Genomic DNA, 13296 nt, shown 5'->3' with positions numbered 1-13296 from the left:
ATTTATTTAATACTTTCTAAATCTTTTTTTGGTGATGGCTTATGAATAAATTAATAGCCCCTATTTTAATAATTTTTGGGTTATTATTAGGATGCTTTAACTCAGAGGAAGAAGTAGATGATTTTAAAGTAGTTTTAGCCAATGAAGAGATAATAAAGAAAATAAAAGCTTTTCAAGAGGTTTATGAGGTTAAAAGTGTTACAGTAAAGGCTGAAAGATATTCTAAAACAAATGTCCAAGTTCCAGGAGTTGATGAAGCTGACATAGTAAAGTGTGATGGAGAGCATATATATTACTCAAAGGAACTAATTTACAGAATTTTTAAAATTGGATATCCATTAGTGGAGAGAACTTACATTATAAAAGCCTATCCTCCAAATAACTTAACAGTTCTCTCCAATATTTCCAAGGGAGGGAAATTATACTATTTTAATAAGAGCTTAATTATCATTGGAAATAGAGAGATGTATGCTTACAATGTCTCAAATCCTAAAGATCCTAAACTTATCTGGAACTTAACCTTGAATGGAAGTTATGTAAGCTCAAGGTTTTACAAGGGAGATATCTATTTAGTTGTAAGAAAACACAATCTTAACTATCCTATTGTTTGGAACAATGTTAAAGCTAAGCTTTATGTCCCACTGGCCCCAAGCTATTATGACTTAGATTATAGCTATACTTACATAATCTCTAAGATAAATGGAAGAACTGGGAAGGTTAAGAACCTTATATCCTTAGCTGCTGGATATAAAACTAACATGTATATGTCAAAAAATAACCTATACTTCACCTATTACTTGGCTCCAAAGGAGTATTGGTTGTATATTAACTTCATTTACAAGTATAGGGATAAATATTTTCCTAAAGATGTTGCTGAGAGGATAAAAGAGGTTTATGAGGATAAACTTTTTGATCCATATCCTAAATATATCCAAATAAGGAAAATAATAAATAGCTATCTCTCATCCCTTCCCTTGGAAGAGAGAAATAGGCTTATGGAAGAGATAGAGAAAGGGTTCAACAAGTATTTAGAGGAGAATATAGAAAAGTTGGAAGGGACTGGAATTTTAAAGATTAATTTAAATAACTTTAGTATGGCAAGCACTAAAATCCCTGGAAAGGTTCTTAATCAATTCTCTATGGATGAGTATGAAGGATACTTTAGAATAGCTACAACCATAGGAGATATTTGGAGATTGAGGGAGAAGACAAAAAATAGTATTTACATCTTAGATAAAGATTTAAAAGTTGTTGGGAAGATTGAGAATATCTCAAAAGGAAAGAGAATATATGCTGTTAGATTTGTTAAAGATAGAGCCTATATTATAACTTACAGAGAGAAAGATCCTTTATATGTTGTTGATTTGAAGAATTTAAGGATTTTGGGAGAGCTAAAAATTGAGGGTTATTCAACCTATTTACATCCTATAGGGAAGGATAAGATTATAGGAATTGGAAAGGATAATGGTAGGATAAAGATTTCTCTTTATGATGTCTCTAACTTTAGTAGCCCTAAAGAGCTTGATAAGTTTATAATTGATGAGTTTTGGTCAAGGGCTTTATATGAGCATCATGCCTTTTTCTGGGATGAGGAGAAAAGAATATTGGTTATTCCAGTAGGAAAAAAAGCTTATGTTTTTAAAATAAACAATAATAATATATCTTTAAAATTTGTTGATGTACATAACTCAGAGGTTCTGAGAGCTTTATATATTGATGACTATCTCTATATTATCTCCTACAATGAGCTTCATGTTGTTGATGAAAATAACTTTAAGTTGGTTAATAAAATCTCACTATAAAAATTATATATCCTCTCCAAATTTTAAATTATTTCTAAAATCTTTGAGGTGAAAAAATGGGAATGACAATAGTTGAAAAAATTTTAGCAAGAGCTTCAGGGAAGAAGGAGGTTTCTCCTGGAGATATAGTGATGGCTAAGATTGATAGAGCTATGGTTCATGACATTACAGGGCCTTTAACAGTTAACACCCTAAAAAAATATAACATAGAGAAAGTTTGGGACAATGAGAAGATAGTTATTTTATTTGACCATCAAGTTCCTGCTGACAGTATAAAAGCTGCAGAAAACCACATATTAATGAGAAACTTTGTTAAAGAGCAAAATATAAAGTATTTCTATGACATTAGGGAAGGAGTTTGTCATCAAGTTCTTCCAGAGAAGGGGCATGTAGCTCCAGGAGAGGTTTTAGTTGGAGCAGATTCTCACACTTGTACACATGGAGCCCTTGGAGCCTTTGCCACTGGAATAGGCTCTACAGATATGGCCCATGTCTTTGCCACTGGAGAGCTTTGGTTTAAGGTTCCTGAAACCATCTATTTCAACATAACAGGAGAGTTAAAGCCCTATGTAACTTCAAAAGATGTTATCCTCTCAATCATAGGAGAGGTAGGAGTTGATGGGGCTACATATAAGGCTTGCCAATTTGGAGGAGAAACTGTTAAAAATATGAGTATAGCCTCTAGAATGACAATGACAAACATGGCTATAGAGATGGGAGGAAAAACTGGAATAATTGAGCCTGATGAGAAAACTATAAACTATGTTAAGGAAGCTATGGAGAAGCATGGAACTTTAAGAGAGTTTAAGCCAATAAAAGGAGATGAAGATGCTGAATTCTCAGAGGTTTATGAGATTGAGGCTGATAAAATAGAGCCTGTCTTTGCCTGTCCTCATAATGTAGATAATGTTAAACAGTGTAGGGAAGTTGCTGGGAAGCCAATTGATCAAGTCTTTATAGGAAGCTGTACAAATGGAAGACTTGAAGACTTAAGAATGGCTATTAATGTTATAGAAAAACATGGAGGCATAGCTGAGGATGTAAGGGTTATAGTAACTCCAGCATCAAGGGAAGAGTATTTAAAAGCTTTAAAAGAGGGAATCATTGAGAAGTTTATAAAATATGGCTGTGTTGTAACTAACCCATCATGCTCAGCCTGTATGGGCTCTCTATATGGAGTCTTAGGTCCAGGAGAGGTTTGTGTTTCAACATCAAACAGAAACTTTAGAGGTAGACAAGGCTCTTTAGAAGCTGAGATTTACTTAGCTTCTCCTATCACAGCAGCAGCCTGTGCTGTTAAAGGAGAGTTGGTAGATCCAAGAGATCTTTAAGTTATCTAACCTTACTTCCCTCTTTTATATCCCTATCTACTGTTAGTAAGCTAACTCCACTCTCATCTTCAGCAGCTAAGATCATTCCTTCAGAGAGAACTCCACAGAGCTTAGCAGGCTTTAAATTACAAACAACTATAACCTTTTTTCCTATAAGATCTTCTGGCTTGTAGAACTCTTTAATTCCTGAAACTATCTGTCTCTTATCATCTCCTAAATCAACAATTAACTTTAACAACTTCTTAGACTTCTTTATATCTTCAGCCTCAACTATTTTCCCAACCCTCAAGTCTATCTTTTCCAAGTAACTTATATCAATCTCTTCCACTTTCTCACCTTCTTTTAAATATTTGTTTCTAAATTCTTCAATATCTTTATCCTCTATCTTTTTAAATACTATTTTAGGCTTTTTCAACTCTCTACCTCTAAGCTCTAAATCAAGCTCTTCATTCATAATATTTAAGAGCTCTCTTGATTTATTAGGCATGTAAGGATATAATAGGTAGGAGATAGCTTTAACCAACTTACAACTTAAGTATAGAACTTCTTTTAACTTCTCCTCATCTTTAATATTCCATGGCTCCTCCTTCTGGAAGTATTCATTTCCTTTTATAGCAAGGTGTAGAACTTTATTTAAAGCATCCCTAAACTTAAACTCTCTAATTAATTTATCATACTCTTCAACAGTTTCATCAATCAACTTTAAAATTTCACTCTCCTCTATCTCAACCAAAGGAACCTTTTTACATTTCCTGTATGTGAAAGTTAAGACCCTATGGGTGAAGTTTCCAATGATATTAATTAGCTCATTATTTACCTTCTTCTGAAACTCTTCAAGTGAGAAGTCACAATCCTTGAAAAGAGGAGCAGCCATCACTAAGTAGTATCTTAAATAGTCACTGTCAAACTTTTCAACAAAGTCCTTAATCCAAATTACCCATCCCTTACTTGTACTCATCTTTTTTCCTTCTAAGGTTAGGTAACCCCCACTGATAACAGCACTTGGTAGGTTGTAAGAGGAGTGAGCTATTAACATTCCTGGCCAGAATACAGCATGATGGACAGTAATATCTTTCCCAATAAAGTGGTAAATTTTAGAGTCTTTATTTAACCAATATTTTTTATAATACTCCTCTCCCAACATTTTAGTGAAGGATATATAACCAATAGGAGCCTCCAACCAGACATACATAACCTTATCAGTTCCTGGAATAGGAACTCCCCAAGGGATATCTCTTGAAATATCCCAATCATGAAGCTCTTTAATCCAGTTTAAGGCTAAGTTTTTCACATGCTCAGGCATCTCTTTAGCATTTTTAATATAATTTTCAAGCTCCTCCTTTAAAGCACTCAGCTTAAAAAAGTAATGAATACTCTTCTTTACCTTTAAATTTTTGCTTCCACAGATGACACAGTAAGGCTCTCTCAACTCAAAAGGCTCTAAGTGTCTTCCACAACTTTCACAATGGTCTCCTCTTGCTTCTCCTCCACAGTAAGGACAGAGGCCTTCAACATATCTATCTGGTAAAAACTTTTTACAATTTTCACAGTAAAATTGTTCTATCTCTTTTTCATAAATGTAGCCATTCTCAACCAACTTTAAATAGAATTCCTGAGCTGTCTTTATGTGTATCTCACTATGTGTTTTCCCAAACACATCAAACTCTATCCCTAATGAGTCAAGGTCTTCTTTAATTCTTTTATGATAGTATTCAACTATTTCCTCTGGCTTCTTCCCCTCTTTTTCAGCCCTTAATAGAATAGGAACTCCATGGTTGTCTGTCCCTCCAACATGGATAACCTCTTCTCCTCTAAGTTTTAAATATTTGTATAAAATATCTGCTGGTATATAGGTTGATCTCACATGCCCTAAGTGTAAGGGGCCATTTGTATAGGCTAAGGCTGTTGTTATTAGATACATAACTCTCACCTCAAAATGATTATATAGGGTTATAATTGAATTATTATTTAAATTCCTTATATTTTTGAGGTGAGAGTGTGGTTAGTGTAAATGAGCTTTTATCTGAGCTTGAAAGTATGATGAATAAAGAGAGAAAGTTTATAGAATTATTTGCAACAGTTGAATACTTGATAAGCTTAGTGGAACCAAGTAAAAGAGAGAAGTTTAAAGAAGCTTTAGAAAATGCTGAGAGTGTTGAGGAAGTCTATGAGTTAATAAAGGCTATAAAATTACAACTTGGAATACAGGGAGCTAAAAAGTATGTCTTAGGCTTGTCTAATGAATAGATAGTAAGAAGATGCCTATCAATATTAATATGATGCCAAGAACTTGATTTATAGATAGGGTTTCCTTCAAGAATATTAAAGAGAGAACAACTGTTATAGCTGGGCCAATTGAAGATAAAGGGACTACAATGCTGGCCTTTCCTTTGTATAGGGCATAGTATAAAATTAGAGAGCCTAAGACTACAAAGAGAGCAGCAACTATAGAATAGATAATAATTTTTGGGCTATCTATTGAAAAATTTCTAAATTTTAAAAAAATAATAAGAGTTAAAATTATTCCAATAATATTTACAACTACCCACTGGAATATAGGATCCTTTTCACAAACTATTTTTGCAAAGAAGGTTCCAATGCCATAAAATAAAGCTACTAATAGGCCTAATATAATGGCTATATCCATATATGGAAACCTCACTTTATTAGCTCTTTTAAAAATTCTTTTAACTCTGGGAACATCTCAATTCCTATCTCTATATTAGCTTTTAACCAACCTAATGGATCTCCAATGTCATATCTTTTACAGTTAATTTCAATCCCTATTATCTCCTCTTCCTTTAATAGTAGGTTCATAGCATCAGTTATCTGTATCTCCCCTCCTCTTCCTGGTTTAGTTTCTTTAATTTTCTTAAATATCTTTGGAGAAAAAAGATAGGCTCCAGTTATTATTAAATTTGATGGAGCCTCCTCAACCTTTGGCTTTTCAACCATGTTATTTATCTTATAAACTCCTTTCTCTATTTCCTCTCCATCTATAACTCCATACTTATAAACCTCTTCCTTAGGAACTCTCTCCAAGGCTATGATAGAGCAGTTATATTTTTCATAAGCCTTTATTAGATCTTTAACTATATTTTTTGAGTAAATTGTATCTCCAACCATGGCTATAAAATACTCATCCCCAACAAAGCTTTCTCCATGTAGTATAGCGTCTCCTAAACCTCTTGGCTCCTTCTGTCTAACATAGAATATATTTCCTAAGTTGTTTATTCTTTTAAGCTCTTCAAGCTTATCCAACTTTCCACTTTTCTCTAACTTACACTCTAACTCATAATTGGCATCAAAATGATTCTCAATAGCTTGCTTCCCTTTCCCAGTAACAAATAAAATATTTTTAACTCCAGCCTCTACAAGATCCTCAACCACATACTGAACTATTGGCTTATTGACAACTGGCAACATCTCTTTAGGCTGAGCTTTGGTTATTGGTAACAGCCTTGTCCCAAATCCAGCTACAGGGATAACAGCCTTGTTAATCATCTATTTCACCAAATCTAATATGGGTAAATTTTATATTGTGCAATAACTAAATGTGGTATTCAATATTATAAAAAATATATTATTTAATTTTCTTGTGATGGGGGTGGATTATGGATTTTAGTGAATTATTAAATTCTTGTAGTGATTTAGAAGAATGTTTAAAAAAACTAAATGAATTAATAGATAAAGATGAGGGTAATTATATTTATTATTTATTTAGAGCACTTATTTTAAAAAACTTAGGTAGATATGAGGAATGTCTCTCTGATCTAAACACTATCATAGAAAATGGACATGAATCTTCCTTAATTTGGAACTTTAAGGGGAAGATTTTAAATAAGTTAGGCAGGTTTAGAGAAGCTATAGAAGCTTTTGATAAATCACTAAACTATTATGAATCTGTTGAGGCTCTTATGGGCAAATACTATGCTCTTATGAATTTAGGAAGATATGATGAGGCATTAGAATGCCTAAATAAGATTTTAAAACTTTCACCAAATGATTATTTTGCCAACCTTCATAAAATTAGGTGGTTGGTTGCAACTGGAGGGGTTGATGAAGCACTCATAACCATTAAAAAAATACTCTCCATAAATCCAAAAGATACTACAGCTTTATTTTTAGCTGGAATCCTCTATATGAAACTCAAAAGATTTGAAAAAGCTATAGAATACTTCAAAAAAGTTTTAGAAATTAATAAAAATCATATAGAGGCTAAAATAGGGTTGGCTTTGTGCTATGAAAAATTAGGAGATCATGAGAAAGCAGTTGAATATTGTAATTCAGTATTTGAAACCTATGAAAAATATGAATAGTTTATGAGAAGATTATTGAGAGAACAGTAAGAACAATGAGAAAGGCTAAGAAGTAACCTAAGATCTTAGAAATACTATTTCCTGTAAAGCTTCTTCCAATATCTTTTATAACATTCATATATCTCACCTCCTTGTAAGCTCAGAATCTACTTATTATTTTCAAAAAAGTTATATTTATTACTTTTTGCTCATGAAAAATCATGATAAATTTTTATCATGAAAAATCATTAAAGATTGCCTTTATTTTTCATGATCAATCATGATAAAAATTTATATACTACTTCTAACAAATGGAATATTCCTAACTAAATTATTTTTCCATGGTGATTATCATGGCAAAGCTTCCAATTACCACTAAAAAGCTATTCTCTTCTGCTACAATTATTGACAATACAATCCCATCAGTTAAGTATGTTGTTTTAGAGCCTGTTGGTTTTCCTATAAAGGTTAGCTCTGAACCTGTTAAGGTTACAACTGATGATCCTATTCTTTTCACCATCTATGCAAGAGACCAGTGGCATGGAGAGATTGTTAAGAAAGGGGACTATTTATTTGACAACTCTATTTTACCAGACTATGCCTTTAAAGTAGTGTCTGTTTTCCCAAAGGAAGGAGGAATGATAACTAATGAAACTGTCTTCAAATTACAGAAGCCTACAAAGGTAATTAAAACAAAATTTAAAAAGGCAAGATTTGATGAAATTATAGGACAAGAGGATGCTAAAAAGAAATGTAAAATTATTATGAAGTATTTACAGAATCCCGAATTATTTGGAGAGTGGGCTCCTAAGAATGTTCTCTTCTATGGCCCACCAGGGACTGGAAAAACCATGATGGCAAGGGCTTTAGCTACTGAAACAGATTCTTCATTTATTATGGTTAAGGCTCCTGAACTAATAGGAGAGCATGTAGGAGACTCTGCAAAGATGATAAGAGAGCTCTATAAAAAAGCTTCAGAGAGTGCTCCTTGTATAATATTTATAGATGAGCTTGATGCTATTGGATTAAGTAGGGAGTATCAATCCTTAAGGGGAGATGTGGCTGAGGTTGTTAATGCACTATTAACAGAGTTAGATGGGATTAAGGAGAATAAGGGAGTTGTTACCATAGCAGCTACTAACAACCCAGCTATGTTAGACTCAGCTATAAGAAGTAGATTTGAGGAAGAGATAGAGTTTAAATTACCAAATGATGAAGAAAGATTAAAGATTATGGAGCTTTATGTGAAAAAAATGCCTCTTCCTGTTAAAGCTAATTTAAAAGAGTTTGTTGAAAAAACTAAAGGATTCAGTGGAAGAGATATTAAAGAGAAGCTCTTAAAGCCAGCTTTACATAGAGCTATTTTAGAAGATAGAGAATATGTTAGTAAAGAAGACTTAGAATGGGCATTAAAGAAGGCTAAGAAGGAGTTTAAGGAGGTGCCTGCTCACCTATATCTATAAATCTTTTTTAGTGTAAACCTATAAGAAAGATTGGAACAACTGATAATAACATGGCTATAGCCACAAAAATAGCCAATATCTGTTTTTTTGTTAGCTTCATTTTATCCCTTCCTCTAACAACTCTAAGTAAGACTTTCTAATAATATTATTTCTTAAATTTAACTTATCCAAAATATTTAAAAGTTTCTCTACATCTTCTAAGCTTCCCTCTTTCTCTAACTCTAAGAAAAGTCCTAAGCCTTCAACCTCATCTATACAGGCTGTAATGTCATTAAGCTTATAAACCTCTCTAACTTTTTTAATAACTCTGACCTTTTTAAAGCCTAATTTTTCTAAGATCTTTATCATCTTCTCCTTATCCTTAACTTCAACTTCAATCTCTTCCCTGCTCTTTGATATCTTATCTAACTTTGGCCCTTTGTAAGTTAAGAAGTATTTTCCATTACTATCTCTAACCCTTAAAGCTTCATCAGTCTCTTTAAAATCTCTGTCAATCCCATTAAAATAAATGTCCTCATGAAACTCCTTTCTTAAGAATGTGAAGCCTAAGGATAAAAGAGCTTTAACCACTCTCTCTTTATCATCTATCTTAGCCTTAACCTCTATCTCCATACTCTCACAAAAAATTTAAATAAAAGAATTTAGCTTCTTGCTCTTCTTCTTTCTCTCTTCAACCTTCTTAACCTCTTCTTGTACCACTTCCATCTCATTCTTCCCTTCTTTTTCCATCTTCTACTTGATCTCTTTATGTTCTCACCCTCTTCAAATTTTTTTAGGGAAGATATTATTTAAGCTCTATATAAAATTTTTCTACTTAACCCAACTTCCTTTTTCAACTACCACATAGCCATCTTTTGTTTTAGGAGCCAATTTTAAAAATTTCTCTCTAAACTCTGGATTCTTAGCTTCATCTTCCCTTAAAACATTTCTTTTGTCAATAATGTATAAGCTTTCTTCCTCATCTAAATTATACTTCTCCAAGATGGAGCTAAACTTTTCAATGATCTCCATAGCTTCCTTTTTTATCTTCTCCTCCATATCTCTCACAATAAATTTAAATCTTTTAAAACCTTCTCTAACTCTCTCCTATGCTCTTCACTCATCTCACATAATGGAAGCCTTAACTCTCCAGCAGGCCTTCCTAAGAGGTTTAAGGCAGTCTTTACAGGGATAGGGTTAGTTTCAATAAACAAGACTTTCATCAGTGGGTAAAGCTTATAATGTAACTCCCTTGCTCTTTCAAAATCTCCATTTAGAGCTGATCTAACCAACTCAACCATTTCCTTTGGCATGATATTGGCTACAACACTTATAACCCCTTTCCCACCAAGGGCTAAGATAGGAAGGGTTAGCTCATCATTCCCAGAGAGAACCGTTAAGTTAGTATTTAATATGGTTTCTGAAACCCTTGATAAATCTGGATTAGCCTCTTTTATAGCCACTATGTTACTAAACTCCTCAGATAGCTCTTTTAGGGTTTTTATCTCTATGTTTACTCCAGTTCTTGAGGGAAGATTATATATAACAATTGGAATATTTATAGATTTTGCTATCTCACTATAGTGTCTCTTTAACCCTTCCTGTGTTGGCTTGTTATAGTAAGGGGTTATTGATAAAACAGCATCAGCTCCAACATCTTCAGCAAAAACTGAAAGCTCTATAGCTTCTCTTGTGCTATTTGATCCTGCTCCAGCTATAACCTTAACTCTACCATCAACAAATTCAACAGCCTTCTCTATAACCTTTTTATGCTCTTCATGGCTCAATGTTGGGCTCTCTCCAGTGGTTCCAACAACAACTAAGCCATCAACCCCATTCTCTATTAAAAAATTAATATTCTCTCTCAACCCATCATAGTCAATTTCTCCAGCCTTAAATGGGGTAATAATGGCTGGATAAACTCCTTCAAACATGGATTTTCCCTCTTAATGTCTATTTAATTGCCTCATCTTGTGGGTTATATAACCAGCTATTCTATTTCTTAGCCTCTTTGTTGATATCTGAGCTACTTCCTCAACCAACCTCTTGTTTGTCTCAAAGTCAGTTGTGAATAAATCCTTATACTTCTTTATTAGCTCTAAAGCTGCTCTCTTTATAAATGCCTGTCTTACCCTACCCATCTTCTCACCTAATTTTTATTTTTTAAGTGTTTCTATGTATTTTCTTTGGAGTTCTTTGTTATGTTCAATCAACAACTTAAATAGCTTTAGCCCAAAATTAGGGTCTATATTATAATGATTACAGAGATTTTTTATCCTTTCATATATATATTTTTCTCTCTCCTTGTCATCTATTGGAATATTGTTCTTAACTTTAATTTCTGCAACATTCTTAGCCAATCTATTCCTCTCAGCAACAAGTTCTAAGATTTTTTTATCTATCTCATCAATCCTCTTCCTAATATCTTTTAATTCTTTATGTTCCATATTTGAACCCAAAAATATATTTTGAAAAATTATATATATCATAACCCCATTTCAATTTAAAACTTTATTTTTTGGTGTGAGAGCATGGAAAGTATAATAGCCATTGGCTTAATTGGCTTAGCCCTTGTTTTAGGGGCATTTATAGCTAAAGCTGCTGAAAATTTCAAAATTCCAGATATTCCATTGTTCTTACTTTTAGGTTTATTAATTGGGCCTATTTTTCAAATTATAACTCCAGAACAAGCCTCTAATATTTTTGAATATGCTGGGCCAATTGGTTTAATTTTCATTCTCTTAGGTGGTTCTTTTACAATGAGAATTTCACTTTTAAGGAAGGTTTTACCTACAGTAATTAGGTTAGATCTTATTACTTTAATAGTCACTTTAATAGTTTCTGGTGTCATCTTTAACTTAGTTCTTGGCCTTCCTCTACAAAATCCTGCTGGCTATCTCTTTGGAGCTATCACTTGTGCCACTGACCCAGCTACACTAATTCCAGTATTCTCCAAGGTTAAGATTGATCCTAAATTAGCTATAATCTTAGAAGCTGAAAGTATCTTCAATGATCCCTTAGGAATTGTAGCCACTTCAGTGATGTTAGGGATCTTGAATCTCTACCCAGCTAAGAACCCTGTTATAGACTTTATAGTTCTTGCTGGTGGAGCAATAATAGCAGGGATTTTATTAGCTAAGGTTTATGAAGAAATTATAACCCATGCTAAGTTTCATGAATATGTAGCCCCTCTGGTTATTGGAGGAGGAATGCTACTTGTCTATATAGGAGATTATTTACTACCAAATTTAATAGGTTATGGGATTAGTGGATATATGGCTGTTGCTATTATGGCTTTATACTTGGGAGACTCATTATTTAGAAGGGTTGAGAATGAAGAAGACTATAGATATGTGGTTAATTTCTGTGATGACCTCTCACTGTTGGCAAGGATGTTAATCTTTGTTTTCTTAGGAGCCTGTTTACACTTAGAGTTATTGTTAAAATATTTTGTTCCTGGGCTAATTATAGCCCTTGGCTCAATCTTCTTAGCCAGACCTATTGGAGTTTTCTTAGGACTAATAAAGTCTAAACATAGCTTAAAAGAGCTTATCTACTTTGCCTTAGAAGGACCAAGGGGGGTAGTTCCAGCTGCTTTGGGAGTTACTGTAAGTATATTAATTAAGAAACATGCTAACCTATTGCCTGAGTTTGTTACTAAGTATATATCTCCTACAGACTTGTCAGGGATAATATTAGTAGCTACATTTTTAACAATACTGTTAAGTGTCATCTTAGAAGCCTCTTGGGCAGGAATTTTAGCTAAAAAACTATTTGGTGAAGTGAAAAGTACTAATTTGGAACATTAATTTATAAACTTATTATTCTATTTTTTAAGCTATTTAAAAACTATTTTCCTTAAAACAAACCAATAACTATTTATAGTTATGAATTTCACAAATAAATTATGAGAAAATCTTGGTGAATTTTTTATGAAGAATGAAGTTTTCTATGGAGAAGGGATAAAATACATCAAAGAGAACTATAAAGAGCTCTATGATACTATAGTTCAATTAAATGAAGTTGCTTACACTGGGAAGGCTCTTGACTATAAAACTCTAAAGTTAGTTGCTATAGCTATAACTGCTGCAAAGTGTGATGAAAAGGCAACTGAAAAGCAAATGAGAAGTGGGATGAAAGAGCTTGGAATAACTAAAGATGAAATTATGGATGTTCTTAAGGTGGTTTTATTAACCAGTGGAATGCCTGCATTTATGAAGGCTGTTAGAATATTAAAAAATCTTTAATTCTGGTGGAAGGTTGGCAAGGTATCAATGTATGTGTGGCTGGATCTATGATGAAGAGAAAGGCTTACCTGAGCAAGGAATAGAGCCAGGAACTAAATGGGAAGAGCTTCCTGAAGACTTTAGATGCCCTCAGTGTGGCTTAGGCAAGAGTGCATTTAGGAAATTAGGTGAGTGAG

The 13296-nt window shown here is 33.2% G+C and carries 16 protein-coding genes; 8 read left to right on the top strand and 8 right to left on the bottom strand.

Annotated features, from left to right (window positions below; all coding sequences use genetic code 11):
- Positions 1–41 precede the first annotated feature (41 nt).
- Entirely contained in the window at positions 42–1802 is a 1761-nt protein-coding gene (locus METIN_RS04515; RefSeq protein WP_013100317.1) for a beta-propeller domain-containing protein, read from the top strand.
- Positions 1803–1858: 56 nt separating this feature from the next.
- Entirely contained in the window at positions 1859–3133 is a 1275-nt protein-coding gene (gene leuC / locus METIN_RS04510) for an isopropylmalate/citramalate isomerase large subunit (RefSeq protein WP_013100316.1), read from the top strand.
- A 1-nt stretch (position 3134) separates the two neighbouring features.
- Here the strand turns inward: leuC and metG are convergent, their stop codons facing one another.
- Positions 3135–5054 (bottom strand): methionine--tRNA ligase, encoded by a 1920-nt coding sequence (gene metG / locus METIN_RS04505; RefSeq protein ID WP_013100315.1) that lies wholly within the window; start codon positions 5052–5054, stop codon positions 3135–3137.
- A gap of 116 nt (positions 5055–5170) precedes the next feature.
- On the opposite strand from metG, the gene METIN_RS04500 reads away from it, so the two are divergent.
- On the top strand, positions 5171–5380 hold the full coding sequence (locus tag METIN_RS04500; protein ID WP_048203553.1) for a hypothetical protein: 210 nt from the start codon (positions 5171–5173) through the stop codon (positions 5378–5380).
- Here METIN_RS04500 and METIN_RS04495 read toward each other — a convergent pair.
- Both METIN_RS04495 and galU read right to left on the bottom strand, forming a co-directional pair.
- On the bottom strand, positions 5370–5780 hold the full coding sequence (locus METIN_RS04495; protein WP_013100313.1) for an EamA family transporter: 411 nt from the start codon (positions 5778–5780) through the stop codon (positions 5370–5372). The genes METIN_RS04500 and METIN_RS04495 overlap by 11 nt on opposite strands.
- An 11-nt stretch (positions 5781–5791) precedes the next feature.
- A complete protein-coding gene (gene galU, locus METIN_RS04490; RefSeq protein ID WP_013100312.1) occupies positions 5792–6637 on the bottom strand; it encodes a UTP--glucose-1-phosphate uridylyltransferase GalU in 846 nt (281 codons plus the stop codon).
- Positions 6638–6747: 110 nt separating this feature from the next.
- On the opposite strand from galU, the gene METIN_RS04485 reads away from it, so the two are divergent.
- Both METIN_RS04485 and METIN_RS04480 read left to right on the top strand, forming a co-directional pair.
- Positions 6748–7452: a tetratricopeptide repeat protein gene (locus METIN_RS04485; protein WP_013100311.1), complete on the top strand. Its 705-nt coding sequence runs from the start codon at positions 6748–6750 to the stop codon at positions 7450–7452.
- Positions 7453–7784: 332 nt separating this feature from the next.
- Positions 7785–8894, top strand: coding sequence for an AAA family ATPase (locus METIN_RS04480; protein WP_013100309.1), 1110 nt, complete (start codon positions 7785–7787; stop codon positions 8892–8894).
- Positions 8895–8990: 96 nt separating this feature from the next.
- Here METIN_RS04480 and cyaB read toward each other — a convergent pair whose 3' ends face one another.
- The 5 genes from cyaB to METIN_RS04455 all read right to left on the bottom strand — a co-directional run bounded on the left by cyaB (position 8991) and on the right by METIN_RS04455 (position 11320).
- The gene (gene cyaB / locus METIN_RS04475) at positions 8991–9506 is read right to left on the bottom strand and encodes a class IV adenylate cyclase (protein WP_013100307.1); all 516 of its coding nucleotides are present in this window, start codon (positions 9504–9506) and stop codon (positions 8991–8993) included.
- Between the two features lie 198 nt (positions 9507–9704).
- On the bottom strand, positions 9705–9932 hold the full coding sequence (gene gatC, locus METIN_RS04470; RefSeq protein ID WP_013100306.1) for an Asp-tRNA(Asn) amidotransferase subunit GatC: 228 nt from the start codon (positions 9930–9932) through the stop codon (positions 9705–9707).
- Between the two features lie 5 nt (positions 9933–9937).
- Positions 9938–10807 carry a 4-hydroxy-tetrahydrodipicolinate synthase gene (gene dapA / locus METIN_RS04465; protein ID WP_013100305.1) on the bottom strand — a complete coding sequence of 290 codons (870 nt, stop codon included), beginning with the start codon at positions 10805–10807 and terminating at the stop codon, positions 9938–9940.
- 12 nt (positions 10808–10819) lie between these two features.
- Positions 10820–11014: a 30S ribosomal protein S17e gene (locus METIN_RS04460; protein ID WP_013100304.1), complete on the bottom strand. Its 195-nt coding sequence runs from the start codon at positions 11012–11014 to the stop codon at positions 10820–10822.
- A gap of 15 nt (positions 11015–11029) precedes the next feature.
- On the bottom strand, positions 11030–11320 hold the full coding sequence (locus METIN_RS04455; RefSeq protein ID WP_013100303.1) for a chorismate mutase: 291 nt from the start codon (positions 11318–11320) through the stop codon (positions 11030–11032).
- A gap of 84 nt (positions 11321–11404) precedes the next feature.
- On the opposite strand from METIN_RS04455, the gene METIN_RS04450 reads away from it, so the two are divergent.
- The 3 genes from METIN_RS04450 to METIN_RS04440 all read left to right on the top strand — a co-directional run bounded on the left by METIN_RS04450 (position 11405) and on the right by METIN_RS04440 (position 13295).
- On the top strand, positions 11405–12682 hold the full coding sequence (locus METIN_RS04450; RefSeq protein WP_013100302.1) for a cation:proton antiporter: 1278 nt from the start codon (positions 11405–11407) through the stop codon (positions 12680–12682).
- 123 nt (positions 12683–12805) lie between these two features.
- Positions 12806–13120 carry a carboxymuconolactone decarboxylase family protein gene (locus METIN_RS04445; protein WP_013100301.1) on the top strand — a complete coding sequence of 105 codons (315 nt, stop codon included), beginning with the start codon at positions 12806–12808 and terminating at the stop codon, positions 13118–13120.
- A 13-nt stretch (positions 13121–13133) separates the two neighbouring features.
- The gene (locus METIN_RS04440) at positions 13134–13295 is read left to right on the top strand and encodes a rubredoxin (RefSeq protein ID WP_013100300.1); all 162 of its coding nucleotides are present in this window, start codon (positions 13134–13136) and stop codon (positions 13293–13295) included.
- Position 13296: the final 1 nt, after the last annotated feature.

The sequence above is a fragment of the Methanocaldococcus infernus ME genome (assembly GCF_000092305.1).
In the GTDB taxonomy this organism is placed as follows: Archaea; AGJL01; Methanococci; order Methanococcales; family Methanocaldococcaceae; genus Methanocaldococcus; species Methanocaldococcus infernus.
Note: the sequence above shows the minus strand (reverse complement) of the source record. Positions and strands in the feature narration are given on the sequence as shown.

Bases quoted from the DNA above. Each gene is read 5' to 3' on its own strand.
- METIN_RS04515 (WP_013100317.1), top strand. From the start codon at position 42: ATGAATAAATTAATAGCCCCTATTTTAATAATTTTTGGGTTATTATTA.
- leuC (WP_013100316.1), top strand. From the start codon at position 1,859: ATGGGAATGACAATAGTTGAAAAAATTTTAGCAAGAGCTTCAGGGAAG.
- metG (WP_013100315.1), bottom strand. From the start codon at position 5,054: ATGTATCTAATAACAACAGCCTTAGCCTATACAAATGGCCCCTTACAC.
- METIN_RS04500 (WP_048203553.1), top strand. From the start codon at position 5,171: ATGATGAATAAAGAGAGAAAGTTTATAGAATTATTTGCAACAGTTGAA.
- METIN_RS04495 (WP_013100313.1), bottom strand. From the start codon at position 5,780: ATGGATATAGCCATTATATTAGGCCTATTAGTAGCTTTATTTTATGGC.
- galU (WP_013100312.1), bottom strand. From the start codon at position 6,637: ATGATTAACAAGGCTGTTATCCCTGTAGCTGGATTTGGGACAAGGCTG.
- METIN_RS04485 (WP_013100311.1), top strand. From the start codon at position 6,748: ATGGATTTTAGTGAATTATTAAATTCTTGTAGTGATTTAGAAGAATGT.
- METIN_RS04480 (WP_013100309.1), top strand. From the start codon at position 7,785: ATGGCAAAGCTTCCAATTACCACTAAAAAGCTATTCTCTTCTGCTACA.
- cyaB (WP_013100307.1), bottom strand. From the start codon at position 9,506: ATGGAGATAGAGGTTAAGGCTAAGATAGATGATAAAGAGAGAGTGGTT.
- gatC (WP_013100306.1), bottom strand. From the start codon at position 9,932: ATGGAGGAGAAGATAAAAAAGGAAGCTATGGAGATCATTGAAAAGTTT.
- dapA (WP_013100305.1), bottom strand. From the start codon at position 10,807: ATGTTTGAAGGAGTTTATCCAGCCATTATTACCCCATTTAAGGCTGGA.
- METIN_RS04460 (WP_013100304.1), bottom strand. From the start codon at position 11,014: ATGGGTAGGGTAAGACAGGCATTTATAAAGAGAGCAGCTTTAGAGCTA.
- METIN_RS04455 (WP_013100303.1), bottom strand. From the start codon at position 11,320: ATGGAACATAAAGAATTAAAAGATATTAGGAAGAGGATTGATGAGATA.
- METIN_RS04450 (WP_013100302.1), top strand. From the start codon at position 11,405: ATGGAAAGTATAATAGCCATTGGCTTAATTGGCTTAGCCCTTGTTTTA.
- METIN_RS04445 (WP_013100301.1), top strand. From the start codon at position 12,806: ATGAAGAATGAAGTTTTCTATGGAGAAGGGATAAAATACATCAAAGAG.